The sequence below is a fragment of the Microcoleus sp. LAD1_D3 genome (assembly GCF_036702135.1).
In the GTDB taxonomy this organism is placed as follows: Bacteria; Cyanobacteriota; Cyanobacteriia; order Cyanobacteriales; family Microcoleaceae; genus Microcoleus.
Genome location: NZ_JAUBSB010000046.1, coordinates 24,363 through 49,700, shown reverse-complemented (window position 1 = coordinate 49,700; position 25,338 = coordinate 24,363). Strand labels below are relative to the sequence as shown.

12 protein-coding genes and 1 pseudogene are annotated in these 25,338 nt (G+C 45.3%); 6 read left to right on the top strand and 7 right to left on the bottom strand.

Features of this window, described 5'->3' with window-relative positions; all coding sequences use genetic code 11:
- The first annotated feature begins 159 nt into the window (after positions 1 to 159).
- The 4 genes from QUA74_RS21870 (at position 160) to QUA74_RS21855 (ending at position 10,996) form a co-directional block, all read left to right on the top strand.
- On the top strand, positions 160 to 1,074 hold the full coding sequence (locus QUA74_RS21870) for a hypothetical protein (protein WP_333333427.1): 915 nt from the start codon (positions 160 to 162) through the stop codon (positions 1,072 to 1,074).
- Positions 1,075 to 1,371: 297 nt separating this feature from the next.
- The gene (locus QUA74_RS21865) at positions 1,372 to 5,973 is read left to right on the top strand and encodes a HEAT repeat domain-containing protein (protein WP_333333425.1); all 4,602 of its coding nucleotides are present in this window, start codon (positions 1,372 to 1,374) and stop codon (positions 5,971 to 5,973) included.
- 641 nt (positions 5,974 to 6,614) lie between these two features.
- On the top strand, positions 6,615 to 9,173 hold the full coding sequence (gene leuS / locus QUA74_RS21860) for a leucine--tRNA ligase (protein WP_333333423.1): 2,559 nt from the start codon (positions 6,615 to 6,617) through the stop codon (positions 9,171 to 9,173).
- A 329-nt stretch (positions 9,174 to 9,502) separates the two neighbouring features.
- Positions 9,503 to 10,996 (top strand): IS5 family transposase, encoded by a 1,494-nt coding sequence (locus QUA74_RS21855; RefSeq protein ID WP_333333421.1) that lies wholly within the window; start codon positions 9,503 to 9,505, stop codon positions 10,994 to 10,996.
- Positions 10,997 to 11,050: 54 nt separating this feature from the next.
- On the opposite strand, the gene QUA74_RS21850 is transcribed toward QUA74_RS21855, so the two are convergent.
- The gene (locus tag QUA74_RS21850) at positions 11,051 to 11,860 is read right to left on the bottom strand and encodes an SAM-dependent chlorinase/fluorinase (protein WP_333333419.1); all 810 of its coding nucleotides are present in this window, start codon (positions 11,858 to 11,860) and stop codon (positions 11,051 to 11,053) included.
- A gap of 18 nt (positions 11,861 to 11,878) precedes the next feature.
- Here QUA74_RS21850 and QUA74_RS21845 point away from each other — a divergent pair, with 18 nt between their 5' ends.
- On the top strand, positions 11,879 to 12,727 hold the full coding sequence (locus QUA74_RS21845; protein WP_333333417.1) for a DUF3598 family protein: 849 nt from the start codon (positions 11,879 to 11,881) through the stop codon (positions 12,725 to 12,727).
- A 100-nt stretch (positions 12,728 to 12,827) separates the two neighbouring features.
- Here the strand turns inward: QUA74_RS21845 and QUA74_RS21840 are convergent, their stop codons facing one another.
- From QUA74_RS21840 to QUA74_RS21830, 3 genes are all read right to left on the bottom strand, one after another.
- A complete protein-coding gene (locus QUA74_RS21840) occupies positions 12,828 to 13,505 on the bottom strand; it encodes a GIY-YIG nuclease family protein (RefSeq protein ID WP_333333415.1) in 678 nt (225 codons plus the stop codon).
- A 151-nt stretch (positions 13,506 to 13,656) separates the two neighbouring features.
- Entirely contained in the window at positions 13,657 to 14,520 is an 864-nt protein-coding gene (locus tag QUA74_RS21835; RefSeq protein WP_333333413.1) for an aldo/keto reductase, read from the bottom strand.
- A 224-nt stretch (positions 14,521 to 14,744) separates the two neighbouring features.
- Complete coding sequence (locus QUA74_RS21830; protein ID WP_333333412.1) at positions 14,745 to 15,539, bottom strand: ABC transporter permease; 795 nt, start codon at positions 15,537 to 15,539, stop codon at positions 14,745 to 14,747.
- A 348-nt stretch (positions 15,540 to 15,887) separates the two neighbouring features.
- Here QUA74_RS21830 and QUA74_RS21825 point away from each other — a divergent pair.
- Positions 15,888 to 16,106: pseudogene (locus QUA74_RS21825) on the top strand (hypothetical protein); the annotation flags it as partial.
- Positions 16,107 to 16,204: 98 nt separating this feature from the next.
- On the opposite strand, the gene QUA74_RS21820 reads toward QUA74_RS21825, so the two are convergent.
- The 3 genes from QUA74_RS21820 to QUA74_RS21810 form a co-directional block, all read right to left on the bottom strand.
- Positions 16,205 to 17,794 carry a glycoside hydrolase family 57 protein gene (locus tag QUA74_RS21820; RefSeq protein ID WP_333333410.1) on the bottom strand — a complete coding sequence of 530 codons (1,590 nt, stop codon included), beginning with the start codon at positions 17,792 to 17,794 and terminating at the stop codon, positions 16,205 to 16,207.
- A 541-nt stretch (positions 17,795 to 18,335) separates the two neighbouring features.
- Complete coding sequence (locus QUA74_RS21815) at positions 18,336 to 21,545, bottom strand: EAL domain-containing protein (RefSeq protein WP_333333408.1); 3,210 nt, start codon at positions 21,543 to 21,545, stop codon at positions 18,336 to 18,338.
- Between the two features lie 371 nt (positions 21,546 to 21,916).
- A complete protein-coding gene (locus QUA74_RS21810; RefSeq protein WP_333333406.1) occupies positions 21,917 to 25,192 on the bottom strand; it encodes a PAS domain S-box protein in 3,276 nt (1,091 codons plus the stop codon).
- Positions 25,193 to 25,338 lie beyond the last annotated feature (146 nt).

Below are 25,338 nucleotides of genomic sequence, written 5' to 3'. Positions count from 1 at the left end.
AAGTTAATAGTTGGGATTCAATCCAGTCAAGCAAAACTTTCCATTATATCATAAAATTATTTTGCAAGAGGTCTATTCAAAAGTGCTAAGTTTAAGCAGTTTATGTTGCAAGACTTAGATCTAGATCAAATTACTGCCTTTGTCACTCAATGGTACAAATTGGCTTTTGAAGATTGCCCAAATGAAGGAAATCAAAAACGCGATCGCCTCCTAGCTTCAATTAATAATTCCTCAGCTTTTCAAGAATTAGCCGGAAATCCTTTGCTGTTAACCATGATGGCAATTTTGAACCGAAATGAGGAACTGCCAAGAGATAGGGCTACTCTATATGAACGCGCTTCAGAGGTACTATTACAGCGTTGGGATGGCAGCAAAAACTTGCAAGATAGTAGTCCTTTAGATCCTTTGGTAAATAATTACCTTGATTATATTAAAAAGCAGGAAATGTTGCGCTTAGTAGCTCACCAAATGCAAAAAACTACTGACACCTTGGATGCCGCCAATTTACTCATCAACAATAAAAATTTAGACGCAATACTAACTGAGTATTTGATATCTGAAAAAATTTCCGATCCTGCGTTAGTCGCTAAAGTTTTGCGAGAGGATTTAACAGCGCGAAGTTTTATTTTGTGTTTTTTAGGTGGTGATGCTTATGGATTTGTTCATCGGACTTTTTTGGAATTTTTCTGTGCTTGGCATTTTGTCGTTTCTTTCGAGAAAAAACAGAATATTACCATTGAAGAACTGAAACAAGATGTTTTTGCTAATCGTTGGCATAATTCATCTTGGCATGAGGTTCTGAGTTTGATTGTCGGGAAACTTGATGTCAGCTTTGCTAGAGAAATTATTAAGTATTTACTAGCTCAAGAGGGAGCATCGAATGATTTTAGTAATCTTTTTCTAGCTGCTAAGTGTTGTGAAGATATGAGGGATTTTCGCCAAATTCCAGAGACGCAGAATCAGCTCATTGAAAAATTACAATCTGTGGTGGATAGTCAGGCTGATGTGAGTGATGATATTCGCAATCAGGCGAGGGCAATCATCGCAAAATACCAGTCCGAGCCTTTACTTTAACATTCCTAGGTTTGGTCGATTAGTGACAACTTAACATTAAAGCGAAAGTCTTTTTTGTTTGTATTAAAGTCTAGATCCGCCCTAACCCCCCTTAACAAGGGGGGGACAAGAAAACATTCCTAGGCTTTGCCTAGGAACGAGAATAAATGAGAAAAAGTGTTCTTTTCAGTTTTCTTAAGAGGACTTTAGCTTTGAGACAGGGAATTCATTCCCTGTCGGACTCTCGGACTTATGAAGGGAGATTTGGAGGAGCTAAAATTTGTGGTAAAATAAGACAGAACGAATGAGGCAGCCATTATGGATTTGCTAGCAATGTCAGGAATTTCCACAAATACAGTCGGGTTTATCTACAAAACTCTGCTGGAAAAACTGATGCGCGAAAATCTCGATAATTTCGTTGTCAGACTTTTCTCCACAAATGACGCTCAAATTGCAGACTCAACTCAAGACACCCTCATCCAAGCCTGCATAGCATCGCTGACACAGTTTTTGCTACTGGTACAGCAAGAGTTGGAAGATGCAGATGAATCAGAAACGAAAGTGATTCAATATACTGACTCTTTAGATCAATTTATTCGCCATCCAGCCGTACTCGCCGAATTGGGAAAGCCCTTTCAAAATGCTGAACAATTCCCAGATAGTCATCAGTTAGCACAAACTTGGGAAACTCTACATCTACTACCGCTACCTGATGAATTTGATTGGAAACAATTAGCTAAACGGTATCGGCGCAAAGCACTCGCACTTGGGCAAGAATCCCTGGCTTTACAAAATTTACTCGCTGCGCCAAAAGGTGCTGTAGCACTGGAAGAAACTGCTGATATTAGTTGGCGGCGGTATCGCGACGCAATTAAAAATAATTACGGTTATCTCAGATTAGATACAGTTGAAACTTCGGGTTACAGCTATCAACTGCAATTGTGGAATATTTTTGTGGCTCAAGATGTGCGGGAAGTTGGCGAAGCTATGCCACAAATTCATGAGTTGCCCAAATCTTATCAACAGCGACTCATTGATAGCGATCAACTAGATCCTGAAGATATTTTACCCGAAAATTGGGAACGCTACAAAAAAGTTTATGCTGAATCAGCTCCTCGTTCTGTACTAGAATTAGTAGAGGATAAACAAAATTACCCATATTTAGTAATCTTGGGAGATCCGGGTTCTGGGAAGTCGAGTTTAGTTCAGTATCTCGCTCTTCAATGGGCTGAACAACCAGTCCCAAATTGGACTTCGCAGCCGATTCCGTTACTGATTGAGTTGCGGAAGTATATGCAAGATTGCAACTCCAATCAGTGTACTGATTTTCTGGATTTTTTCCATCAAGCTAGCAATTCAATCTGCAATATTGAGCGGGAATTATTGCAAGCACGCCTAGTTGCTGGCGACGCTTTGGTGATTTTTGATGGGTTAGATGAAGTGTTTGATCCGCAGCAACGAGAGCAAGCTGTTCGCGAGATTATTAACTTTACCAGGAACTATCCTCGCGTGCGAGTGTTGGTGACTTCTCGCGTCATTGGTTACAAGCCCCAGCAGCTTCGTGACGCAAACTTTCGGCATTTCATGCTACAAGATTTGACTGATTCGCAAATTGAATATTTTCTGCAAAAATGGCATAATTTGACTTTTAATAATCTAAAAGACCGGGTTCAAAAGCAAGAAAGGCTACGTCGGGCGATTGCTGAATCTCAGGCTATTCGAGAATTGGCGGGAAATCCTTTGTTGTTAACGATGATGGCGATTCTCAATCGCTATCAAGAATTGCCGAGAGATAGAGCAGAGTTGTACCATCAATGTTCGCGAGTTTTGCTGCAACAGTGGGATTTGGATAAAGCTCTCAATGATGAACGTTTTGATGTGGTGATTGACTTCAAAGACAAACAAGCTATGCTGCGGCTAGTTGCGGCGGAAATGCAAGCAAATGCTAGGGGTTTAGCTGGAAATTTAATTGCCGCGCCACGATTGCAAGAGATTATTGATGATTATTTGCAAGTTATTAAAATCAAAGATTCTCCCAAGATAGCTAAGTTGATAGTCGAGCAACTACGGACTCGCAATTTTATTTTGTGCTTTTTGGGTGCAGATTATTATGCTTTTGTTCACCGGACGTTTTTGGAATACTTTTGTGCTGCGGATTTTGTTTGGCAATTTGAAAGAGAACGCAAAATAGATCTGGAATATCTCAAAACCAAGGTGTTTGGTGAACACTGGCAAGAGGAGTCTTGGCACGAAGTGCTGCGGTTGATTGCCGGTTCGATTAATGAACTGTTCACAGGGGAAATTATCGAGTATTTAATGACTCAGAATGGGGAAGCGGAAAAGTTTAGTAATCTGTTTTTGGCCGCGAAGTGTTTGGATGAAGTGAGGAATAGAAATACTATTGAGGGAATTGCTAGTCACTTGCGCGATCGAGTTAAAGAGTTAACTAAATACGAAAATATAACTCGTTTTACATCTCCAGAATATCACAGCCTAGTTTATCAAATTCCCAGACAAGCAGTACCAGCAATTGCAGCCACTTGGAAAGATGACCCAGAAACCTTACCTTGGCTCAAACAACTGGCTCAATCAGACGATGATTCGGGTGTGCGACCTTCAGCAGTACAAGAATTAGCACGGGGGTGGAAAGATGACCCAGAAACCTTACCCATTCTCAAACAACTGGCTCAATCAGACGATGATTGGTATGTGCGACAAGCAGCAGTACAAGAATTAGCACGGGGGTGGAAAGATCACCCAGAAACCTTTCCTTGGCTCAAACAACAGGCTCAATCAGACGATGATAAGTATGTGCGACAAGCAGCAGTAGAAGAATTAGCACGGGGGTGGAAAGATGACCCAGAAACCTTTCCTTGGCTCAAACAACAGGCTCAATCAGACGATGATGGGGCTGTGGGACAAGCAGCAGTAGAAGAATTAGCACGGGGGTGGAAAGATCACCCAGAAACCTTACCCATTCTCAAACAACTTGCTCAATCAGACGATAATTCGGATGTGCGACGTGCAGCAGTACAAGAATTAGCACGGAGGTGGGAAGATGACCCAGAAACCTTACCTTGGCTCAAACAACAGTCTCAATCAGACGATGATTCGGGTGTGCGACAAGCAGCAGTAAAACAATTAGCATGGAACTGGAAAGATGACCCAGAAACCTTACCCATTCTCAAAGAACGCGCTCAATCAGACGATAATGGGGATGTGCGACGTGCAGCAGTTCAAGTATTAGCAGGGGGGTGGAAAGATGACCCAGAGACCTTACCCATTCTCAAACAACGCGCTCAATCAGACGATAATAAGGATGTGCGATATTCAGCAGTACAAGAATTAGCACGGGGGTGGAAAGATGACCCAGAAACCTTACCTTGGCTCAAACAACTGGCTCAATCAGACGATAATTGGGCTGTGCGATATGCAGCAGTAGAAGAATTAGCACGGGGGTGGAAAGACGACCCAGAAACCTTACCCATTCTCAAACAACTCGCTCAATCAGACGATAATTCAAATGTGCGAGGTGCAGCAGTAAAAGAATTAGCACGGGGGTGGAAAGATGACCCAGAAACCTTACCCATTCTCAAACAACGCGCTCAATCAGACGATGATAAGTATGTGCGATATGCAGCAGTACAAGAATTAGTACGGGGGTGGAAAGATGACCCAGAAACCTTACCCATTCTCAAACAACAGGCTCAATCAGACGATAATTCGGATGTGCGACGTGCAGCAGTACAAGAATTAGCACGGGGGTGGGAAGATGACCCAGAAACCTTACCCATTCTCAAACAACTGGCTCAATCAGACGATAATGGGGATGTGCGACGTGCAGCAGTTCAAGTATTAGCACGGGGGTGGAAACATGACCCAGAAACCTTACCCATTCTCAAACAACTTGCTCAATCAGACGATGATTCGGGTGTGCGACAAGCAGCAGTTCAAGTATTAGCACGGGGGTGGAAACATGACCCAGAAACCTTACCCATTCTCAAACAACTTGCTCACTCAGACGATAATGAAAATGTGCGATATGCAGCAGTAAAAGAATTAGCACGGGGGTGGAAAGATGACCCAGAAACTTTACCCATTCTCAAACAACAGGCTCACTCAGACGATAATTGGCTTGTGCGCTATTCAGCAGTTCAAGTATTAGTACGGGGGTGGAAAGATGACCCAGAAACCTTACCTTGGCTCAAACAACGCGCTCAATCAGACGATAATTGGGCTGTGCGAGGTGCAGCAGTACAAGAATTAGTACGGGGGTGGAAAGATGACCCAGAAACCTTACCCATTCTCAAACAACAGGCTCACTCAGACGATAATTGGGCTGTGCGAGGTGCAGCAGTAGAAGTATTAGCACGGGGGTGGAAAGATGACCCAGAAACCTTACCCATTCTCAAACAACTGGCTCAATCTGACGATGATGGGCTTGTGCGACAAGCAGCAGTAGAAGAGTTAGCACGGGGGTGGAAAGATGACCCAGAAACCTTACCCATTCTCAAACAACTGGCTCAATCTGACGATGATGAGGCTGTGGGACAAGCAGCAATACCAGAATTAGCACGGGGGTGGAAAGATGACCCAGAAACCTTACCCATTCTCAAACAAATTGCTCACTCAGACGATGATTGGTATGTGCGATGTGCAGCAGTACGAGAATTAGCACGGGGCTGGAAAGATGACCCGGAATTATTTGAGTTCTTGTGCGATCTTGCTATCAAAGACCCCTTCGCTCGCAAGTACAGTTGGCAATATAATCCCCGGCAAACAGCTCTTGCAGCTATTATTGAACTATATTCCGATCGCCCTGAAACTTTAGAAATTGTGCGCGATCGCGCACAGAACGATCCTGACGAAACACTCCGCAACTTTGCCCAGAAAAACTTGTCAAAATTAGAACGCCAATGAGCGATATATTCGATCGCCGATCGCCATTTTTTATAATTTTAGGAGTCGTTGGGTGGGGGCGGGTTTATGAGATTATTGGTTTTAAACATAGATGGTTGGTAAAACCCGCCCCTACAAAATTATCAATTACCAATGATAAATTGCGGGTTAAAAAATATTTATGTAGGGGCGGGTTTCACCAACAATAATTGCCTGAAACCCATAATCTCGTAAACCCGCCCCGACCCGATGACAAATTGAAAGGTACATTGCTGTGCGAGTCCGATAGCATTTAAGCCGGAATAAATGCTAAGAAACCCGGTTTATCTCAGAAATCTGGTTTCTGGGAATTGGGGTTATTTATTCTTTTAAAACTTACGCATCAAGACCAAAAAAACCGGGTTTTTTGCGGCTTCGCCGACTGTAACGAAGTCTGCTGGTAAAAACGCGGTTTCTGACCACCCGTGCGTAAGTCTTATTCTTTTCAGGGCGAACGGGGATATTTGGTCGATCGCCCCCCAGCTAAAATTACATATACTACAATATATAATACAGAGATTAGAGCCAAAATCCTTGGAGCTCAGAAAAATCAGAATCGAAGCCCCTTGAATGTGTAAAAATACTGAAGCAAACATTACTAAACCCTGCACGGAGCAATTGTTGTGGATTCCAGATATAACCCCCAATCCATAGAAGAAAAATGGCAGCAGACATGGGCTGAGCAAAACTTAGACCAGATGCCAGAAGATACCCAAAAGCCTAAATTTTATGCCTTATCCATGTTCCCCTACCCGTCGGGAAACCTGCACATGGGCCACGTCCGCAACTACACAATCATCGATGTAATTGCCAGACTCAAGCGAATGCAAGGCTATCGCGTACTCAATCCGATGGGGTGGGACGCTTTTGGTTTGCCTGCAGAAAATGCCGCCATCGAGCGCGGAATTCCCCCGGCAAAATGGACGTATGAAAATATTGCCCAAATGAAAGGCTTATTTCGCCGTCTCGGCATTTCCTTTGATTGGACAAAAGAAGTTACAACTTGTTCTCCCGATTATTATCGGTGGACTCAATGGATTTTCTTACAATTTTTAGAAGCAGGATTAGCATATCAAAAAGAAGCCGCAGTTAATTGGGACCCGATCGACCAAACAGTCTTAGCAAACGAACAAGTAGATAACGAAGGTCGTTCTTGGCGTTCCGGTGCCAAAGTCGAGCGCAAATTATTGCGGCAGTGGTTCCTCAAAATTACCGATTACGCCGAACAGTTATTAAACGACTTAGACAAATTGCCAGATTGGCCAGAAAGAGTCAAATTAATGCAAGCCAACTGGATCGGCAAATCAGTCGGCGCTTACTTAGAATTTCCCATCGTCGGAATGGATGAAAAAATCGCCGTTTTCACCACACGTCCCGATACAGTTTACGGCGTCAGTTACCTTGTTTTAGCGCCGGAACATCCACTAACTCAGCGCGTGACAACCGCAGACAGAAAAGCCGCCGTAGAAACCTTCATCAAAGAAGTTGCACTGCAAAGCGAGATCGATCGCACAGCCGAAGACAAACCAAAGCGCGGCATCCCCACAGGCGGCAAAGCAATCAATCCTTTCAACGGCGAAGAAATTCCCATTTGGATTGCCGATTATGTGCTATACGAATATGGCACCGGCGCAGTCATGGGAGTACCCGCCCACGACACACGAGATTTCAAATTTGCCAATCAATATCAACTGCCAATTAAAGTAGTAATTGTGGCTGATGATGAGATTCCGCTGACGGAAGCTTACACCGAACCCGGAATTATGATTAATTCCGAAAGCTTCAACGGCATGGATTCAATTAAAGGCAAAGCAGCGATTATTCACCATGCCGAAAATGCAGGTTATGGCAAAGCCCGAATCCAATACCGCTTGAGAGATTGGTTGATTTCTAGACAGCGTTATTGGGGCGCTCCGATTCCCGTAATTCACTGTCCCACCTGCGGAACTGTCCCCGTACCCGCATCGGATTTGCCCGTATTGTTGCCGGAAAATGTAGAATTTACGGGCAAAGGTTCGCCCTTGGCAAAGATGGAAGAATGGGTAAACGTTCCTTGTCCGAGTTGTGGCACTCCGGCCAAGCGAGAAACAGATACGATGGATACTTTTATCGATTCTTCGTGGTATTTCTTGCGCTATCCCGATGCTCAAAATCAAGAGCAAGTCTTCGATACGGCGAAGACAAATGATTGGATGCCCGTAGACCAATATGTGGGCGGCATCGAACACGCAATCTTGCACTTACTGTATTCGCGGTTCTTTACCAAGGTTTTGCGCGATCGGGGTTTAATCAATTGTGACGAACCATTTAAACGCCTGTTAACTCAAGGCATGGTGCAAGCAATGGCCTATAAAAATCCTGTTACTGGCAAATACGTTCCCCCAGCAGATATAGACCCCGCAAATCCCAAAGATCCTCAAACTGGCGAAGCTTTGGAAGTCTTCTACGAGAAGATGTCCAAATCAAAATACAATGGCGTTGACCCCTTGGAAGTTATGGGCAAATATGGGGTAGATACGGCGCGGATGTTTATTTTATTCAAAGCGCCGCCAGAGAAGGATTTGGAGTGGGACGACGCTGATGTGGAAGGGCAATTTCGCTTTTTAAATCGCGTTTGGCGCGTGGTTACAGAGTTTGGTGGACGAGTCCCTGCCACCCCCGCTCAAGCAGGAGAGAATGCTGAATTAAGTAAACCTGAGAAGGATTTGCGACGGGCAATTCACACTGCAATTAAGGCAGTGAGCGAAGATTTGGAGGGCGATTATCAGTTCAATACTGCTGTTTCTGAAATGATGAAACTCAGCAATGCTTTGAATGATGCTAAATGTAAAAATTCGCCAATTTATGCAGAAGGAATTAACACTTTGATTCGCTTATTAGCGCCTTTTGCGCCGCATATTGCTGATGAATTGTGGCACAATACTGGTAACAGTGAATCGGTGCATACGCAAACTTGGCCGAGTGTGGATACTTCTGCCCTAATTACCGATGAAATTACGCTTGTAATTCAAGTTATGGGCAAAACTCGCGGCACAATTCAAGTGCCTTCAGGTGCTGACAAAGCTGCTTTGGAAAAGTTTGCTCGCGAATCGGAATTGGCCAAGCGTCACCTTGAAGGTAAGGAGATTAAAAAAGTAATTGTGGTGCCTGGAAAGTTGGTTAATTTCGTGGTAGCGGGATAAAGATGAGAAACCCGGTTTATTGAAGAAACCGGGTTTTTAATACTTGCATTTAAAAATTAGCCCGTCCAAAAATGAGTAATCTAAAAATTTCCCGACTATGGCTTACGCACTCCGCCAAAGAAACCGGGTTTTTTAGGGAATCTGCTGATTCTAACAAAGTATTTTCGTAAAAAACCCGGTTTCTGAGTACCCATGCTAAAGTCCTATTTAGGGCTTGCTGAATAATCGATCACCTATTGCGTGGTCTGGGTTTCGATAGCGCGAGCGAGAAAAAAGTGCAAGATAAACAGGTAAAATAGGTCAAAACCCGTGCATCACCACCTGCGAACGTGTACAAAAAAGCTGAGCTTGCTACCCACTCACCTTCCGACTTTGAACTCCCCTCCTGTGGAAAATTGTCACTCCTTAACCGTTGGGTAAAAATGGCCGAACTTATCCCGTGGTCAGAATTTGAAGCAGAATATGCTAAAAACTTCCCCACAGAAATGGGGGCACCGGCCAAATCCTTTCGGATGGCGTTGGGGGCATTAATCATCAAAGAAAAACTCGGAATTAGCGATCGGGAGACAGTCGAACAAATCCGGGAAAACCCGTATCTGCAATACTTTATCGGTCAATCAAGTTACAGTAACGAGCTGCCATTTGACCCATCACTATTAGTTCACTTTCGGCAACGAATTAGTCCCAACCTAATTAATAAAGTGAACGAGCGAATGGTTGAAAAAATACGCTCCCTCACCCCAGTTAAAACGGGAAAAAAAAAGGATTCGGACGCCAAAAATAAGTCAGTCAATAGCGGAAAATTAATCATAGATGCGACCTGCGCCCCAGCCGACATTAGTTACCCGACCGACTTAGGACTATTAAGCGGAGCCAGAGTTCATACCGAAAAAATTATAGACATCCTGTATAAACAGATCAAATATCAAACCAATAAAAAACCCAAAACCTACCGTAATCTCGCTCGAAAAGATTACTTATTAATAGCCAAACAAAGAAGACCCTCCCGAAATAAAAAAAGACAAGCAATTAAAAAACAACTCCAATATATTAAAAGAAACTTGGCTCATATTGAACAGCTAATTGATTCAGGTTCGACCTTAGAAGGTCTGAATAAAAAGCAATATAAAACTTTGCTAGTCCTCACAGAAGTTTATCGCCAACAGCAATGGTTATTTGACAATAATAAACAGAGCATTGAGGATAGAATAGTAAGTTTAAGCCAACCCCATATCCGTCCCATAGTCAGAGGAAAAGCCGGAAAAAGTGTAGAATTTGGAGCTAAACTATCAGCGAGCAGTTTTGAAGGATATGTATTTTTAGACCGGATGAGCTGGGATAATTTCAACGAATCAGGAGACCTAAAAGCACAAGTAGAAGCTTATTATAGATTCACGGGATACTATCCAGAGTCAGTTCATGCAGATCGAATTTATCGTACCAGAGAAAACCGAGCTTGGTGTCATGAAAAAGGCATTAGAATCAGTGGGCCGCCTTTAGGAAGACCTCCCGTAAATGTTAGTAAAGAAAAAAAGAAGCAAGCATTGGAAGATGACAGAATTAGGAATGCGATTGAGGGTAAATTCGGGGAAGGTAAACGAAGATTCGGTCTCAATCGAATCATGGCAAAACTTGATAATACTTCACAAACAACTATTGCTATCACTTTTTTAGTCATGAACCTTTCTACCTGGTGGCGCCGGGTTTTTTATGTGTTTTTATGTCGAGCGGATCAAACAAAGCCTGTTTTTGGACTTAACATAACTTGCGCTTATATTTGTCTCAAAATCAGGCAGGAAAAACTCATCTTTAACTCGGTTTGAATATATCGATCACTCCTGCTAGTGGTCTGCGATCAATTATTCAGCAAACCCTATTTAATTGTTAGTTTCAAAAAGCAATTGCACGATCGCTCCGCATTCCAATTTTAATACTGATTGAGCGCTGCCGCCGTTAACGGCAATCTCTAGCCAACCGTCAGAACCAGTTATGGCAATTAAATCGCCCGGTTCGGTGTCGCTGTAGGTTTTACCGCTGGGGATGCGAATTGCATCAGAACTATTGCTAATTGTCAATGACCAATTGTTACCTATAATGCAATTATTCGGGATATTAGTAATTAGGTTGCCAAAGCGATCGACATATTGAATGCAGCCTGCTGCACCTGTGGCTGTAACGGCACAATTTGGTATCTCTAACTCGACTAAACTTGCAGGGTCGATCGCCTCTCCCAAGTCTTCCAACGCCACCCCGTTCGCCAAGTGAGCGCCCGCTGCTGCAAAAATATCGCGACCGTGAAAAGTGCTGCTCGGTTGAGGCGATCGCCAGTATTGAGAATTCGTGAGTTCGACAGAGGCGATCGCACTTTCCCGACTCAACACCCCGCTAAACAACCCGTTATCCGGCCCGACAAGAAAGCAATTAGCACATTTAATCGCAACCGGGCGTCTCTTGCTTCCCACCCCCGGATCGACGACAGCAACGTGTACGGTTTCCGGCGGAAAATAAGCAAAAGCAGTCATCAAACAAAACCTCGCCGCCGCAATATTTTGAGAAGGTATTTGGTGCGTAATGTCAATGACTTTTAACTGCGGGTTAATTTGGGCGATCGCACCTTTCATCACTCCCACATAAACATCGCTTAATCCAAAATCCGTAAGCAGAGTTATAATTCTATTTTTAGACATATATCCACAGGTAAAAATATGGTATCACAATGGGAAAACTTTCTGCAAAACTTGGGAGAATGGCACGGTTCTTTTACCCAGTTATCGCCACGGGGAGAGGTACTTCAAGATACTCCTAGCATTATTTCTCTCGAAGGTCTAAATGACAACAAAACTGTGCGATTGAAACTCCGTCGCTTTTCCCCAAATCCTAGCGGTGTCGGCGAACCGGAAGTGAGCGAACTTGTTCGAGAATATCAAAGTTTGGGACGAGATATCCTATTTTTTGAGAATGGAGCTTTTTGTCAGGGAACTATTCAACTAGCGCCTTATTCTGAGTCGGGTGCCGAGTTTGGTTTTATCTACAATTATCGCCGGTTGCGCTTCGTTCAGCTATACAATACCGACGGCAATTTATCAAAGCTTACCTTAATTCGAGAAAAACAGCCGGATAAAAATGTCCCGGAACGTCCGCCTTTAACTGTTGAGGATTTGCTGGGAGAGTGGCAGGGCGAGGCCGTGACAATCTATCCAGATTCGCGTTCTCCTGACTTTTATTCTACCAAACTGCAATTGCATTTGGAAAGTGGCGATCGCCTACTGCAGAAAATTACTTTTGGCAGTAATGCTACTGTTATCAGTTCTAGCGCCAGGATTAACGGTTCAGTTCTGCACTTTAACGAAGGTGCTTCGCCCGTGCAAGTTATTCTGCTTCCTGACGGCGGTTCTTGCACTTTACCTGTCAAGATTGAATTGAGAAAACCTATATTTTTTGAGGCCGGTTGGTTGGTAGAACCTGAGTTGCGGTTTCGGATGATTCGCAGTTACAATGAGCGCGGTGAATGGGTAAGTTTGACTTTAGTTACTGAACGCAAAATTAGTCATTAATTAGTAGGGGCTGGTTCACCAACCCTCTTTAATTTCCACCAAAAATCTACATAAACCCGCCCCCATTTATAGTAGACGAAAGTTTAAGTAGCAGCGAATTTTATTCGCCGGACTTTGTTTCCTGGGTTTGCGATTGAATCATGGCACTCCAGTCATCATTGTTAACAGCAGCTTCCAAATCCTTAGCCTGTTCGCCCTCACTTTTGGCTGCTGTTTCTAACTCTTTGGTAAGAGTAGAATCTGCCATTGCTTTCCGCAATTTCAGCTTCTTTTCCTCATAAGCTTTTTGTTCCTCCGCAGACATTGCCGATCGCGCTGCTTGGCCTACCGTAGCCGCCCACATTTCGCTGTCAGCACCGTTTCCAGGCGGAATGCTGCCAATTTCTGCTATCCAAGCATCCCGCAAACTTTCCATTTCTTCCCGCTTCGGGAATTTGAAAGTTTGCACACGCAGGAAAGCACACTTTTCTACGCCATTTTGGGCGATGTGACCGTTGATTGAAAGCAGGATATTTCGCGAATAACCTATAAACTGAGTGTGGCGGGAAGTGTCCATTACAGCGTAAACGCCGGCGACTTTCGCGTTAGTTGCCAAATCGCGCCACGTATCGATCGACATTACTTGCGTGCCGTCATTTTCTAATTCAGAAATTGCTGCATCTGCGCTGTGTTCTGAGTCGGAACTGTATAAAAAGTTGTGCAGTCCTTCATGGGCGACTGGTACGTTTTGATGTTCAATTGCTACGTCTCGATCGGCATTCACTTGATTAGCTTCCATAAAACCCAATTCCTCAAAAAATGTCAACTTTACTCATTAAATCCCACTTTCCGGGGCGGGCAAGATGCCCAACCCCTACTCCCCACAATAAAGTTCTCTTGGTGGAACAGGCCGGAAAGCCTGTTCTATTGTTTTTTTTGCCCTTATATACTTAACTTACGGCAATTTGTTGCAATTCCTCGTCAGTCAATTTAACTTCGAGCGCCCGCACAGAGTCCTCAATACTCGATACTTTGGTCGCACCGGGAATTGGAACGATACAGGGCGATTTTGCCATCAACCAAGCTAATACTATACAGTAAACAGAAACGTTTTTTTCTGCTGCTAATTTGGCGATCGCAGGCATATCTTCCAAGCTTGTGGCGCGGCGGCTTCCTCCTAAAGGGCTCCAAGGAAAAAATGTCAGTTTTTCGGTTTCGCAATATTCCAGTACGCCGTCTGATTCTGGCTGTCTGTGCCAAGGATTATATTGATTCTGCACGGAGACAACTTCTACTGTATCGCGGGCGCGTTTGATCTGCTCTACAGAAAAGTTGGAAACTCCAATAAATCGGATCATTCCTGCTTCTACGGCTTCTTTTGCAGGTGCTAGGGCTGCTTCGATGGTATAAGCGGGATCGGGCGAGTGATATTGCCAAAGGTCGATCGGTTTCTGACCGCCCAACGCTTCAAAACTTTCGCGAATTGCCTGGCGCAAATGATGGGGATTGCCGTTGCGCGTCCATGCACCTTGAGGCCGCATTAAGCCGCCTTTAGTGGCGACAGTAACGGCCCGAGTATCTCCGGTATACTGTTCCAAAGCTTTGGCAATCAGTTGCTCATTGTGGTGTTTGTCGGATTCATCTTGGCAGTAGGAATCTGCGGTGTCAATTAGGGTGACACCCAAATCGAGGGCGTGGTGAATTACCGCAATAGATTGCGATTCGGGCGGCCGGCTACTTAAGGACATTGGCATACCTCCAAGACCGATCGCGCTGATAGTAAAATTACTGTTACCCAGTTTTTTTCTTTTCATTGGTTTGCCTTCGTTTGCGTGGTTTATTTCCAGTTTACATTTCCAGGATAGGTTGAAATCTTACATTTATTTAACTATCTAAGTAAATAGAAAAAAATATTTTTTAGATAAGCTGTTGTGCCTTGAAAATGTATATTTCAATTTCCTATTCCCCCGTCTCAAATCCTCTCCCTCTCAAACATAATAGACAATCTAGATCTGCTGCAGCTTACCTACCGACTTAACTAGCTGGAAGCGCTGGTGTAAAAGCGGAGTGCAAATTGCCAGAAGTAGCGGGAGAAAAATAACAGCCCGATCGCCAATATTCCCGCCCCTGCGATCCAAACGATTTCACCTCTCCCCAGCATGGCTTCTGCAGGCACAGTCGTCAAGAAGGCAACGGGAACTACGAAAGTGAAGAAAAATCGATAAGCTGCGGGATAAGCTGCCATTGGAAATCTACCCGCTTCTAACAATCCTTCGAGAACTTCGGTAACGTTGTAAATTTTGACAAACCAAATGCTGGTTGCCCCTAACATAAACCATATACTGTAAAGAGTAATAGTTCCGAAGAACAGCGGTATTGCTGTTAAAAAATAGTTGCCGATTTCTACTCCCAATTTGTTAGCAGCATACAGCAGCAATACGGTTCCCAAGATTAAATCTGGGATTCCCCAAGGGGAAACTGTGTTTGCAGATAGCCAGAATTGGGAACTGATGGGTTTGAGGAGTACGAAATCGAGAGTACCTTGCTGGACTCGATCGACAATACGGCTGAGATTAGGTGCTAGAAACGTTGACGAAAACCCCTGCAAAATCGTGAAAATACCGAGTACAACTAAAGCCTCTTCCCATGAATAGCCCGAAAACCTGTAGCCGGTACGGTAGAACAAAAACAGCCCAAACAAGCTGCCCGCAAGATTCCCGAGGCTGCTGAGGGCCGCGAGGACAAAGTTGATGCGGTATTCTAGTTCCGCGGAGATCGCCGCACCCCAGAACAATTTCAGTACGTGCAAATATCGTCCCATGTTTGTCGCCATTTTTTGCCGTTGAAATACTTAGATTTCATCCTATTGTAAAGCTTGTGTGAACTTAACTGCTGTACTGGCTGCTCTTTTCACTATAATTTTAAATTATTTAGACCCCTTAGTTAAGTTGTTGGACTAACACGGATTATTAACTTATCTAACAATATTTAAACAAAGATTACAATTGTTAATTTCAGTCTATTCTCACCCACTATCTTTTGGCAATTATTAAGAATAATTGATGTTTTGACACCAACAATTGCTTGATTAATGGGAAATACTAATATGTTACAAGTCTTAATCTTATAAAGATTTGACAAATATAGCCATCCTAAAATTTAGGACTCCTGCAAGGATTACTATATGATAAGAGTTGAGGGTAAAGATACAAGATTAAGGCACCCGGATAGCGCGCATAAAACGAAAAACTCTTGTTATTCTAAATTAGACAACAACTTTCTAAGATATTCAATTCTATTACTAATTCACTATCTAAAATTTGCAGATGTTCCAATTCCGTATCAAAATCAAAGATCAAAATCAAAGCAATCATTCTCTGCGCCCGCGACCGCATTATAAGTTTATCATACCTTGATTGAGCAACGCCTAATTGTAATTAACATCCTGTCCCTCCCTTAAGCAGGGCTGGGGGGACAGGATGAAAGGGGAAACGAGACTTAAAGCGATCGATAAACGCGATAGTTAATTTCAGGGAAAATATTATCAATCTCCTCAACCTTCTCCAACCAACCCGAATCAACTTTCCCTTCTTTCACTTCATCGTAAAGCTTGTGAAAGCGCATTAAGTGCGATCGAGTCCGGCGCACTGCATAGGGCACCATCGTCCCTGTACGCATGATAAATGCCCAGTCAGAAGATTGAGCTAGCAGCACTTCCCGCGCCGCCTGGTTCAAAGCGCGCCACTGCAATTCATCCGCAGGTTCCATGCTTCCCAACTCAATCATCCGTTCCGCAGCTTTGTGCAAGTGCGGATAAATCCAAGCATTGGTATCGTTGAGCCAATATTCGTGGAAACCCCGGAAACCCCAACTAGACTGAGACGGGCGGCATACTTGCTGAGTCCGATTTCCCCGCAAATAATCGGCTAAGTGCGTCATCTCGTAGGTATTTTGGTCGTACCAACTCTTGCGGAACAGGTAATCTAAGAACCAAGGCCCTTCGTACCACCAGTGACCGAAAAGTTCCGCGTCGTAAGGCGAAACAATAATCGGCGGACGCTGCATAATGCCGTTGAGGTGCTCGACTTGCCGTTCCCGGTTGAAAGCAAAGTTGCTGGCGTGTTCGGCGGCTTTTTCCCTTGCCCAGTAAGGATCGTACAACTGTTTATCGCCTAAACCCAATCCGCGACCGGTGATTTTGTGATATTTAATCCCGGTATTTTTCCGCTGGCCGTTGGGCATGATGTAGGGCTTAATGTAATCGTAGTCAGCTTCCCAACCCAAATCTTTGTAGAATTCGCGGTATTCGGCCGCGCCGGGATAGCCGACTTCGGAAGACCAAACCTGCTGCGAGGATTCGTGATCCCGGCCGAAGGCGGCTACTCCAGATTCGGTGAAAATCGGGGCGTAGCTGCCGTAGCGGGGACGCGGGCGGGCGTAGAGGATGCCGTGACCGTCTGTGAGAAAGTAGCGGAGGCCTGCGTCGGCTAACATCCGCTCTAAGCCTTCATAGTAGGCGCATTCGGGCAGCCAAATGCCTTTTGGTCTGCGGCCGAAGTTTGCTTCGTAGTTGTCGCAGGCTACTTGAATTTGTGCCCAAACTGCTTCGGGGTACATTTTCATCAGCGGTAGGTAGCCGTGGGTGGCACCGCAGGTGATGATTTCGAGGTTGTTGGTATCTTGGTGTTCTTTGAAGGCTTTGACTAAATCTCGATCGTACTTTTCCCAAAAGTTGCGGACTTGAGAGAAATGGGCGGCGTAATGTTCTGCCAAATAGCGGAGGTGACCGTTGCCGCTATTGTGTTCGATTTCGAGATCCGCTAATTCTTCGAGTTTGGCCAAGTGGTCGTCGAAGCGGTCTTGCAGCAAGGGGTCGCGCAGCATTGCCACCAAGGGCGGCGTCATGCTCATGGTAATTTTAAAGTCGATGCCGTCGCGCTTGAGCCCTTCAAAGACTTGCAGCAGGGGAATGTAGGTTTCCGCGATCGCCTCAAACAGCCATTCTTCTTCTAAAACGTAGTCGCTTTCGGGGTGGCGGACAAAGGGCAGGTGGGCGTGGAGAACGAGGGCGAGGTAGCCAATAGTCATAAAAAAATTTGGTAAGTGGGAAACGAGCGTGTCTTTAGACCTGAGAGGGAAACGGCTAGGCGGTTTGAAGCGCCGTGAATCTTTCCATTACACGAGGATCGCTAGATGGGAGTGTACTTTTGTAATGTACTTTCAGTGGGACAATTACCACATCAAACCTCGCAATCCTGTACGCATAATGTTCGCTCCATCAGGAGCCTCTATAAGATGGGTAATGTTAGCTTGCGCCTTAGTTAAGGGCCGATACTATATTTAGGACACTGATTTAACCCAATAAGTCTATTTAATCCTAAATTTCGCTTGGCAAGGAACTAGCGAGAACACTCCCTGGTAGGTATTTAACTCTTACCGTTAACGTAGTACGCAGCTACACATCTGGTCAACTATCGTTTAAGTCTGAGGCTGGAAGCCCAGTATCTTTAGACATGGGTCGTTGACAGTGATTTGGATGCCGTAGTTATTAACTGACGCCAGTTAGGGACTGTTTTAAAATATTTTAAGATTTTATGCTGAAACGGGACTCACAAAATGCCGTGTTTTTTTAATGGCCTTTCTCTAACAAACTAAATGTCAGCAAATTCTGATTTTCTGCTTGCTGTCGGATTAGGGCTGCTGCTGTTTGAGAGTCTACTGGCTTTGAGAAAAAGAATCCCTGGGCGTACTCACATTTTAACCCTTTTAGTATAGATAGTTGCGAAGCTTCTTCGACTCCTTCGGCTACTACATCCATGCCTAAATTGTGGGACAAAGTAACGATCGACCGCACAATTTCGGTCGGGTCAATCCCTCCTTTACTGAAATCGAACTCACCTCCCATCCTGCTAACAAAAGAGCGGTCTATTTTTAAGGTATTGGTGGGGAAGCGGTGCAGGTAGGAAAGCGATGAATAGCCGGTGCCGAAGTCATCAATGCACAAGTGTATGTTTCGGGTTCTGAGCTGCACCAGCATTGCTGTTACTGATTCGGAATTTTCTATGAGTACGCTTTCGGTAATTTCTAGTTTTAAACTGCTGCCGTCTAGGTGAGTTTCTGCGAGAACTTGGTCGATGTATTCGATTAAATCTGGCTGAGAAAACTGTTTGACAGAAATGTTGACGCTAACGCTCAAGGGGTGGTTGCTGGGAAATAGCTGCTGCCACTGGCGGATTTGGTGGCAAGCTGTGCGAAGTACCCAGCGGCCCAGGGGTACGATCAAGCCGGTTTCTTCGGCGATGGTGATGAATTCACCGGGGGAAACTAAGCCGCGTTCTGGATGCTGCCAGCGCACTAGGGCCTCAAAACTGGTAATTGTGTTATTGGCGATCGACACGATCGGCTGGTAGTGAATAATAAACTGGGGCGCTGCGGATAAGGGAGGTAAGACTGATTCGCAGGATGCGGGAAATTCTTCTTCTCTGATCGGCTCTCTAATTGATTCGATCGCCCGCCGCAGGTCGTTTTCTAGCTGCAACAGCCGCAAAGCGTGGGCGTGCATGGAACTGTTGAAAACTTCGTGTCGGGATCTGCCGAGTTCTTTGGCGCGGTACATTGCTGTGTCGGCGTCGCGCAACAGGGTTGTCGGTTCCAGGTATTCGCCAGAACTCAAAGCTATGCCGATGCTGGCGGTGATAAATACTTCGTGTCCGTCTAGAAGGATAGGGGAGGTGATTTTCTTTTGCAGGCGGTTGACAATGGTGGTAGCTTCATTGATGCCCTCGATGTCTTCTAACAACAGCACAAACTCGTCTCCTCCGAGGCGGGCTACTGTATCTCCGGCCCTCAGACAAGCTTCCAGACGCCGCGCGATCGATACTAGCAGTTGATCGCCGATGGCGTGGCCGAGGGAATCGTTGACTACTTTAAATCTATCTAAATCGAGAAACAGCACCGCAAACAAGTAGTCTTTGCGCCGTTTTGCCATCCTCAGAGCGTGTTCCAGCCGATCGGTAAATAGCGATCGGTTGGGCAATCCGGTGAGGGCGTCGTGAAAAGCATCGTGCAGCAGTTGTTCTTCGGCGAGTTTGCGCTGAGTGATGTCGTGACAGTTAATCACGATTCCCTGGACTGCGGGATCATACAGCAAGTTGGTGGCTACAGCTTCTACATAACACCAGGAACCGTTGCGGTGGCGGACTCGGTACTCAACTGGGCACTGGCTTCTTTTGGGGTTTTTAATGGCTTTGTGGAGGGTTTCGGTGATCGTGGCGCAGTCGTCAGGGTGAACTATTTCTAAGGCGCTGCGGCCGATCGCCTGGTGGGGCGCGTATCCTAAAATTCGCTTAACCGAAGGGCTGATGTAGCGGAAGATTCCTTCGGCGTCGAGAATGATCGTGATGTCTGTGGCGTTTTCAATCAGCGAGCGAAATCGCTGTTCGCTTTGGCGCAGGGCTGATTCTGCTTGTTTGCGATCGCTGATGTCCAGGGCTACTCCGTCTATAATTACGTCGCCGTTGTCGTTTTTGGAAAATTTGGCGCTGTCTTGCACCCACTTGACCTCCCCTGATCTCAGAACGATGCGGTACTGGCGATCGCACGGCAAAAGACTCGCTCTCGATGCTGCTACGCGGCTGTCAGACGAGCTTTTGTCCTCTGGATGGATGATTTCGGTCAAGAGTTCCGGGTGCGAAATCACTTCTTCGGCCCCGAACCCAGTAACTTCGCGCACGCCCGGACTGATGTAGGGCATGGACATTGTGCCATCTGGATGCAGCACGGTGCGGTAGACTGAGCCGGGAATGTTGGCTGCCATTGTGGCTAGCTGCTGCTGGATGCCGCAAACTGCTGCTTCGGCGCGCTTGCGTTCTGCGAGTTCGGTTTGGGCTTGTTGGTAGAGTTCAGCTTGGTGGATCGCGATCGCGCACTGATCGGCTATGGCTTTGAGTAGCGACAGTTCTTCGACGCTCCAAGAGCGCGCCCGATCGCACTGATAGAGGCTAATTCCTCCCACAAATGACCGCTGGTAGAGCAGTGGGGCGATCGCGACGGCGCGAAACCCTACACACTCTGCAGATTCTTGCAGGGACAGGCACAGTGTCGATAACTCGTCGATGATCAGGGTTTCCCCGGCCGCGAGCCCCGATCTGTAGTGCTCGGCCACTTTGCAATTTAACCCGACGAACCGTTCTCTGTTGGATGCTTTGCTGATGTAACGAATTCTGATGCCGCCTTCAGCATCTGGCTGCAAGATGGCGCAGGCGCTGATTTCAAGAGCTTCGTGCAGTTGATCTGCGGTGGTTTGCAGCACTTCGTCGAGTACAAGGGTGAAGCGCATGGCTTGGAGGATGCGGTTGACGATCGCTTCTCGCTGAGCTTGCCGCTGAATTTGGGTGATCGCTTCTTGTTGCTGGCGCCGCATTTTGTATTCTTGGAGCGATCGTTCTAAGACTGTTGGCAACCTAAACAGCCGCCCTTTTAATACGTAATCGGTCATTCCGGCTTTGATGCACTCAACTGCCGCTTCTTCTCCCAAACTTCCCGTTACTAAAATCAAGGGTATGTCTTGCCCTAATTCCTGCATTAATTTCAATACTTCTAAACCGTTGAAGCCGGGGAGGCGGTAATCGGATAGTACAGCATCGTACGTGCAATTATCGAGCAGTTTTCTGCACTCTGTTGCTGTTTCGGCAGTGTCGTAATTAAAATTTACTCCCCCCGCTTCTAAGGCGAGCACTATTAATTCCATATCTTCTGCCATGTCTTCGATAATCAACAATTTTAATGTTGATTCCGCTACCATTTTTAGTAGATAGTTGGTCTGATTTATATCTAACATAAGGTATTCGGGATGTTTTTAATTGGTTATTCGTGTTTTTGCTAGTATTTTTTGAGACTGAGTTTGGTTGTTAATTTTATCTCGATATTGTTAGTTATTTTTAGCACAATCAATTATATACTCTACTCTCAAAACCTTTATTTAGCACTGGCAGTCGAGGGCTGGCCGAACCGATTGGGGAGCATCCCAATTTTTAAAATAGCGTTTTTTAGGAGTACGAGCATCTTTCACAGCCAAGCCTAGATCTTTCGCTTCCATCCCTAACCATGAACACTCCTGTCACACCAAAATTCTGATGCTCTCACCGATTGTGACTTATTTAAGTGTATAAGAGTTTTAAATTCAGAATTTAAAACTCTTATACACTTAACTTATGAATCTATATTACCGTTTGAGATTGTTTGCCCTAGTTTAAAGTAAAAGGTAGCTCCTTGACTAGGTAGGCTTTCGGCCCAAACCGTGCCGCCGTGGCGGTGAATAATCCGCTGGACGATCGCCAAACCGATGCCCGTACCTTCAAATTCCCTCTGGGAGTGCAGCCTCTGAAAGGCTCCAAACAGTCGCTCGGCATATTCCATCGGAAAACCCACACCGTTATCCTTGACAAAAATCGTTCCATCAGGTAAGGCCTCAATAACTATTGTAGCCGGAGTGCGTCCGCGGCTGAACTTGACGGCGTTGCTAATCAAGTTGCTGAACACCTGTTGCAGCAAGGTTGGATCTCCCATTACCCTCGGCAAATTTCCGACGGCAAATTCAACGCTGTGGGGAGTTTGGGCCGGATCTGCGACAGTTGGGGGTTTAGTCAATTTAATCGCATTTTGTACCAAACGGCTCAAATCGATCGGAATTTGCCTCAACTCGGTGCGAGTCACCCGCGACAAGGCGAGCAAACCGTCAATCAATAGGCTCATTTTTTGGCTGCTGTCTTCAATTATTTCCATATAGTGAACTATCTTGCGATCGCTCAAAGCCTCAGTTAATTCTAGCCGCTGCTTCAACGCTTCTACAAAACCTGAAATATGTCGCAAAGGTGCGCGCAAGTCGTGGGAAACTGAGTAAGAAAAAGATTCTAATTCTTGATTGGCAGCTTCTAATTGCTCTGTGCGTTCTGACAAAGCTTGTTTTGTCTCTACCAACTCAGTGATATCGCGAGAAGTGCCAATTAAAGCATAAACCTCGCCGTCGAGATTTCTGAGGGGAATTTTAAAAGTATCGTAGTAGGAATGGCCACCGGAACTCACAAATTTTTCCTGAAAGTGCAGAGTTTCGCCTGTTTCCAATACCTGCAAGTTTTCCCGGCAAAATCTTTCTGCGAGTTCTGCGGGAAAACATTCAAAAACTGTTTTGCCCTGCATCTCTTTCCTGCTGTTGAAACCGCAAATTTTGGCAACTGTTTTGTTGACAAAAGACTGGCGCATATTGGCGCGTTCAACCACATAAATGCGATCGGGCAAAGCATCAAAAAAAGTCTCTAATTCTGCGGTACGCTGGGCAACTTGAGCTTCTAAAGTTTCGTTGAGTTCTTTAAGTTCAGCTTCTACTCGTTTGCGTTCGGTGATATCTTGACCGATGCCGATACACCTGCCGTCGGAAAGACGAACATTTGCCCAAGAAGTGTCGATAATTCGCCCGTCTCTAACTTGTGTTTTGAAGTCGCTCCAGTGCTGATTTGCTGCTTGGATTTCATCCAAAACGTATTGACGGTATTCTGGCTGCGGATAAAATTCTGCCAACATATCGCGGTCTTTGATTTCTGCAAAACTCCAGCCTAGCACTTGTTCCCAGTGGCGGTTTACCCAGTTTATTTGACCGCTGCTGCCCAAGAAGGCGATCATGATCGGCACGTTGTCGAAGATAGTTTGCAGCAATTCTTTTTGCTGTTTTAATGATTCTTCGGCTTGTTTGCGATCGGTGATGTCGAGTACGGAACCGATAATTTGCCTCATTTGTCCGTCTGGGGTTCTTTTGAAGATTGTAGAGCGATGGTGCACCCAGCGCCATTCCCCATTTTTGTGTTTGATTCTGTAGTCTCTGTCATCCGTTTCATAGGGATTGGTGCTGTGTTTTAGTCGCTCGATACCTGTAATTAGCTTTAACAAATCCTCGGGATGAACTAAGTTAGCGACAGCATCTCTACCCAAATCTTGCCATTCTTTGACAGTGTAGCCGAGTATGGCTGTGACAGATTCATTTGCATAAATATTTTTGTTTTCTACTGCATCATAAATGTAAAGAAAGTTGGGGATAGTTGTCAGGATACTCTCTAAAAGTTGTTGATGTTTTTGCAGTTCTGATTCTGCCTGTTTGCGCTCGCTTAAGTCCAGTACAAAACTGACGCCTAACTGCTTCGTCCCTTCTAAAAATGTGCTGCCCAATATTACCGGAACGCGGCTACCATCGGAGCGTATAAATTCTTTTTCAAAGGGGACAACCGTATTTCTAGCCTTCAGTTCTGCAACTTTTTCTGTATCTAAACGCACGTATTCTGGCGGTGTCATTTCTTGCCAGTTAACTTTTCCGGCAAGCAGCTCGTCCCGCGTATAATTTACCGTGTTTAAAAAAGCCGCGTTGGCATCTGTAATGCTGCCGTTAAGATCCCAAAAAATTAGGCCGATCATGTTAGAATCAACTATGGCTTTAAATTTGGATTCGCTTTGTCGCAACTGGGATTCGACTTGTTTTAGTTCTGTGATGTCGCGGGCTATGGATAAGAGTGTGGCGACTGAATTGTCTTCCGCAAACTCGGGAATGACTCGACAGTGGTAATGTTTTATGCCCTCGGGAGTGGGAAACTCAAATTCTATGGTTTCTTGTTTCCCGGTGCCAAAAACTTTCAGAAAAGTCTCGTCCCACAGGTTGCACAAGTGGGGCGGCATTCCTGATTCTTGGTTGGTTTTGCCAATCAATTCTGCGGCGAGTTTTCCGGTTGTTGATTCTATTGCTGGGTTGATGTAAAGGAGGCGCAGTTTTCGATCGAACCGGGCGATGATATCGGTCGCATTTTTGGCGAGGGCGCTGAAAGCTTGTTCGCGCCGATGCAGTTTTTCTTGAGCGCGATGGCAATCGGTTATGTCTTTGGCAAAAGAGAGAATTGAAACTACTCTTCCCGATTCATCAATTAGTGCAGAATTGTACCATTCGCAGTAAATTACCGAGCCATCTTTGGTATAGTTGCGGTTGTGGCAAACATTGCGGCGTTCTCTGCTTTGTAACAGTTGACTTGTGACGGCGCACACTCGCTCGAAGTCTTCTTGATGAACTATTGACCATTCGTGCCAGTATTTGCCGATTACTTCTGCTGCACTCCAGCCAAATATTTGTTCTGCCATTGGTGACCACCGCACTACCCGAAATTCTTGATCCCACTCTACAACTGCCATTGGTGAGTTTTCTAGGTGAAATTCCCGCCGCGAGTGGGCTTTTTTTATTTGAGTTTGAAGTTGCTGCCGAAGTTGCTTAGCCTCGGCAAAGCGGTCGCTGATTTCCTGTGTGTTTGCTGAGCCGGCTTTGGCAATGTGAGCAATGGTTTCTGCTGTTTGTTTTTCGAGTTCGTTCCAAGCGAGTTCGAGGGCTGATTCCGCCTGCTCTAGCTCAGTGATGCTGTTTTGAAACAGTGCTGCACTTTCAACTGGAATTTCAGGCATAGTTTTGACACTTAGGCAAGTGTTACTTTGAGAATTCAAAATTAAAGCTTATAAATTAAAAATATAGCCTTTCTCAAAAAGGTGAGGTACGAACTTTGACCTGGAAAGCTTGACAATAAAGGGTTTCTGTATACCTCATTTATCTG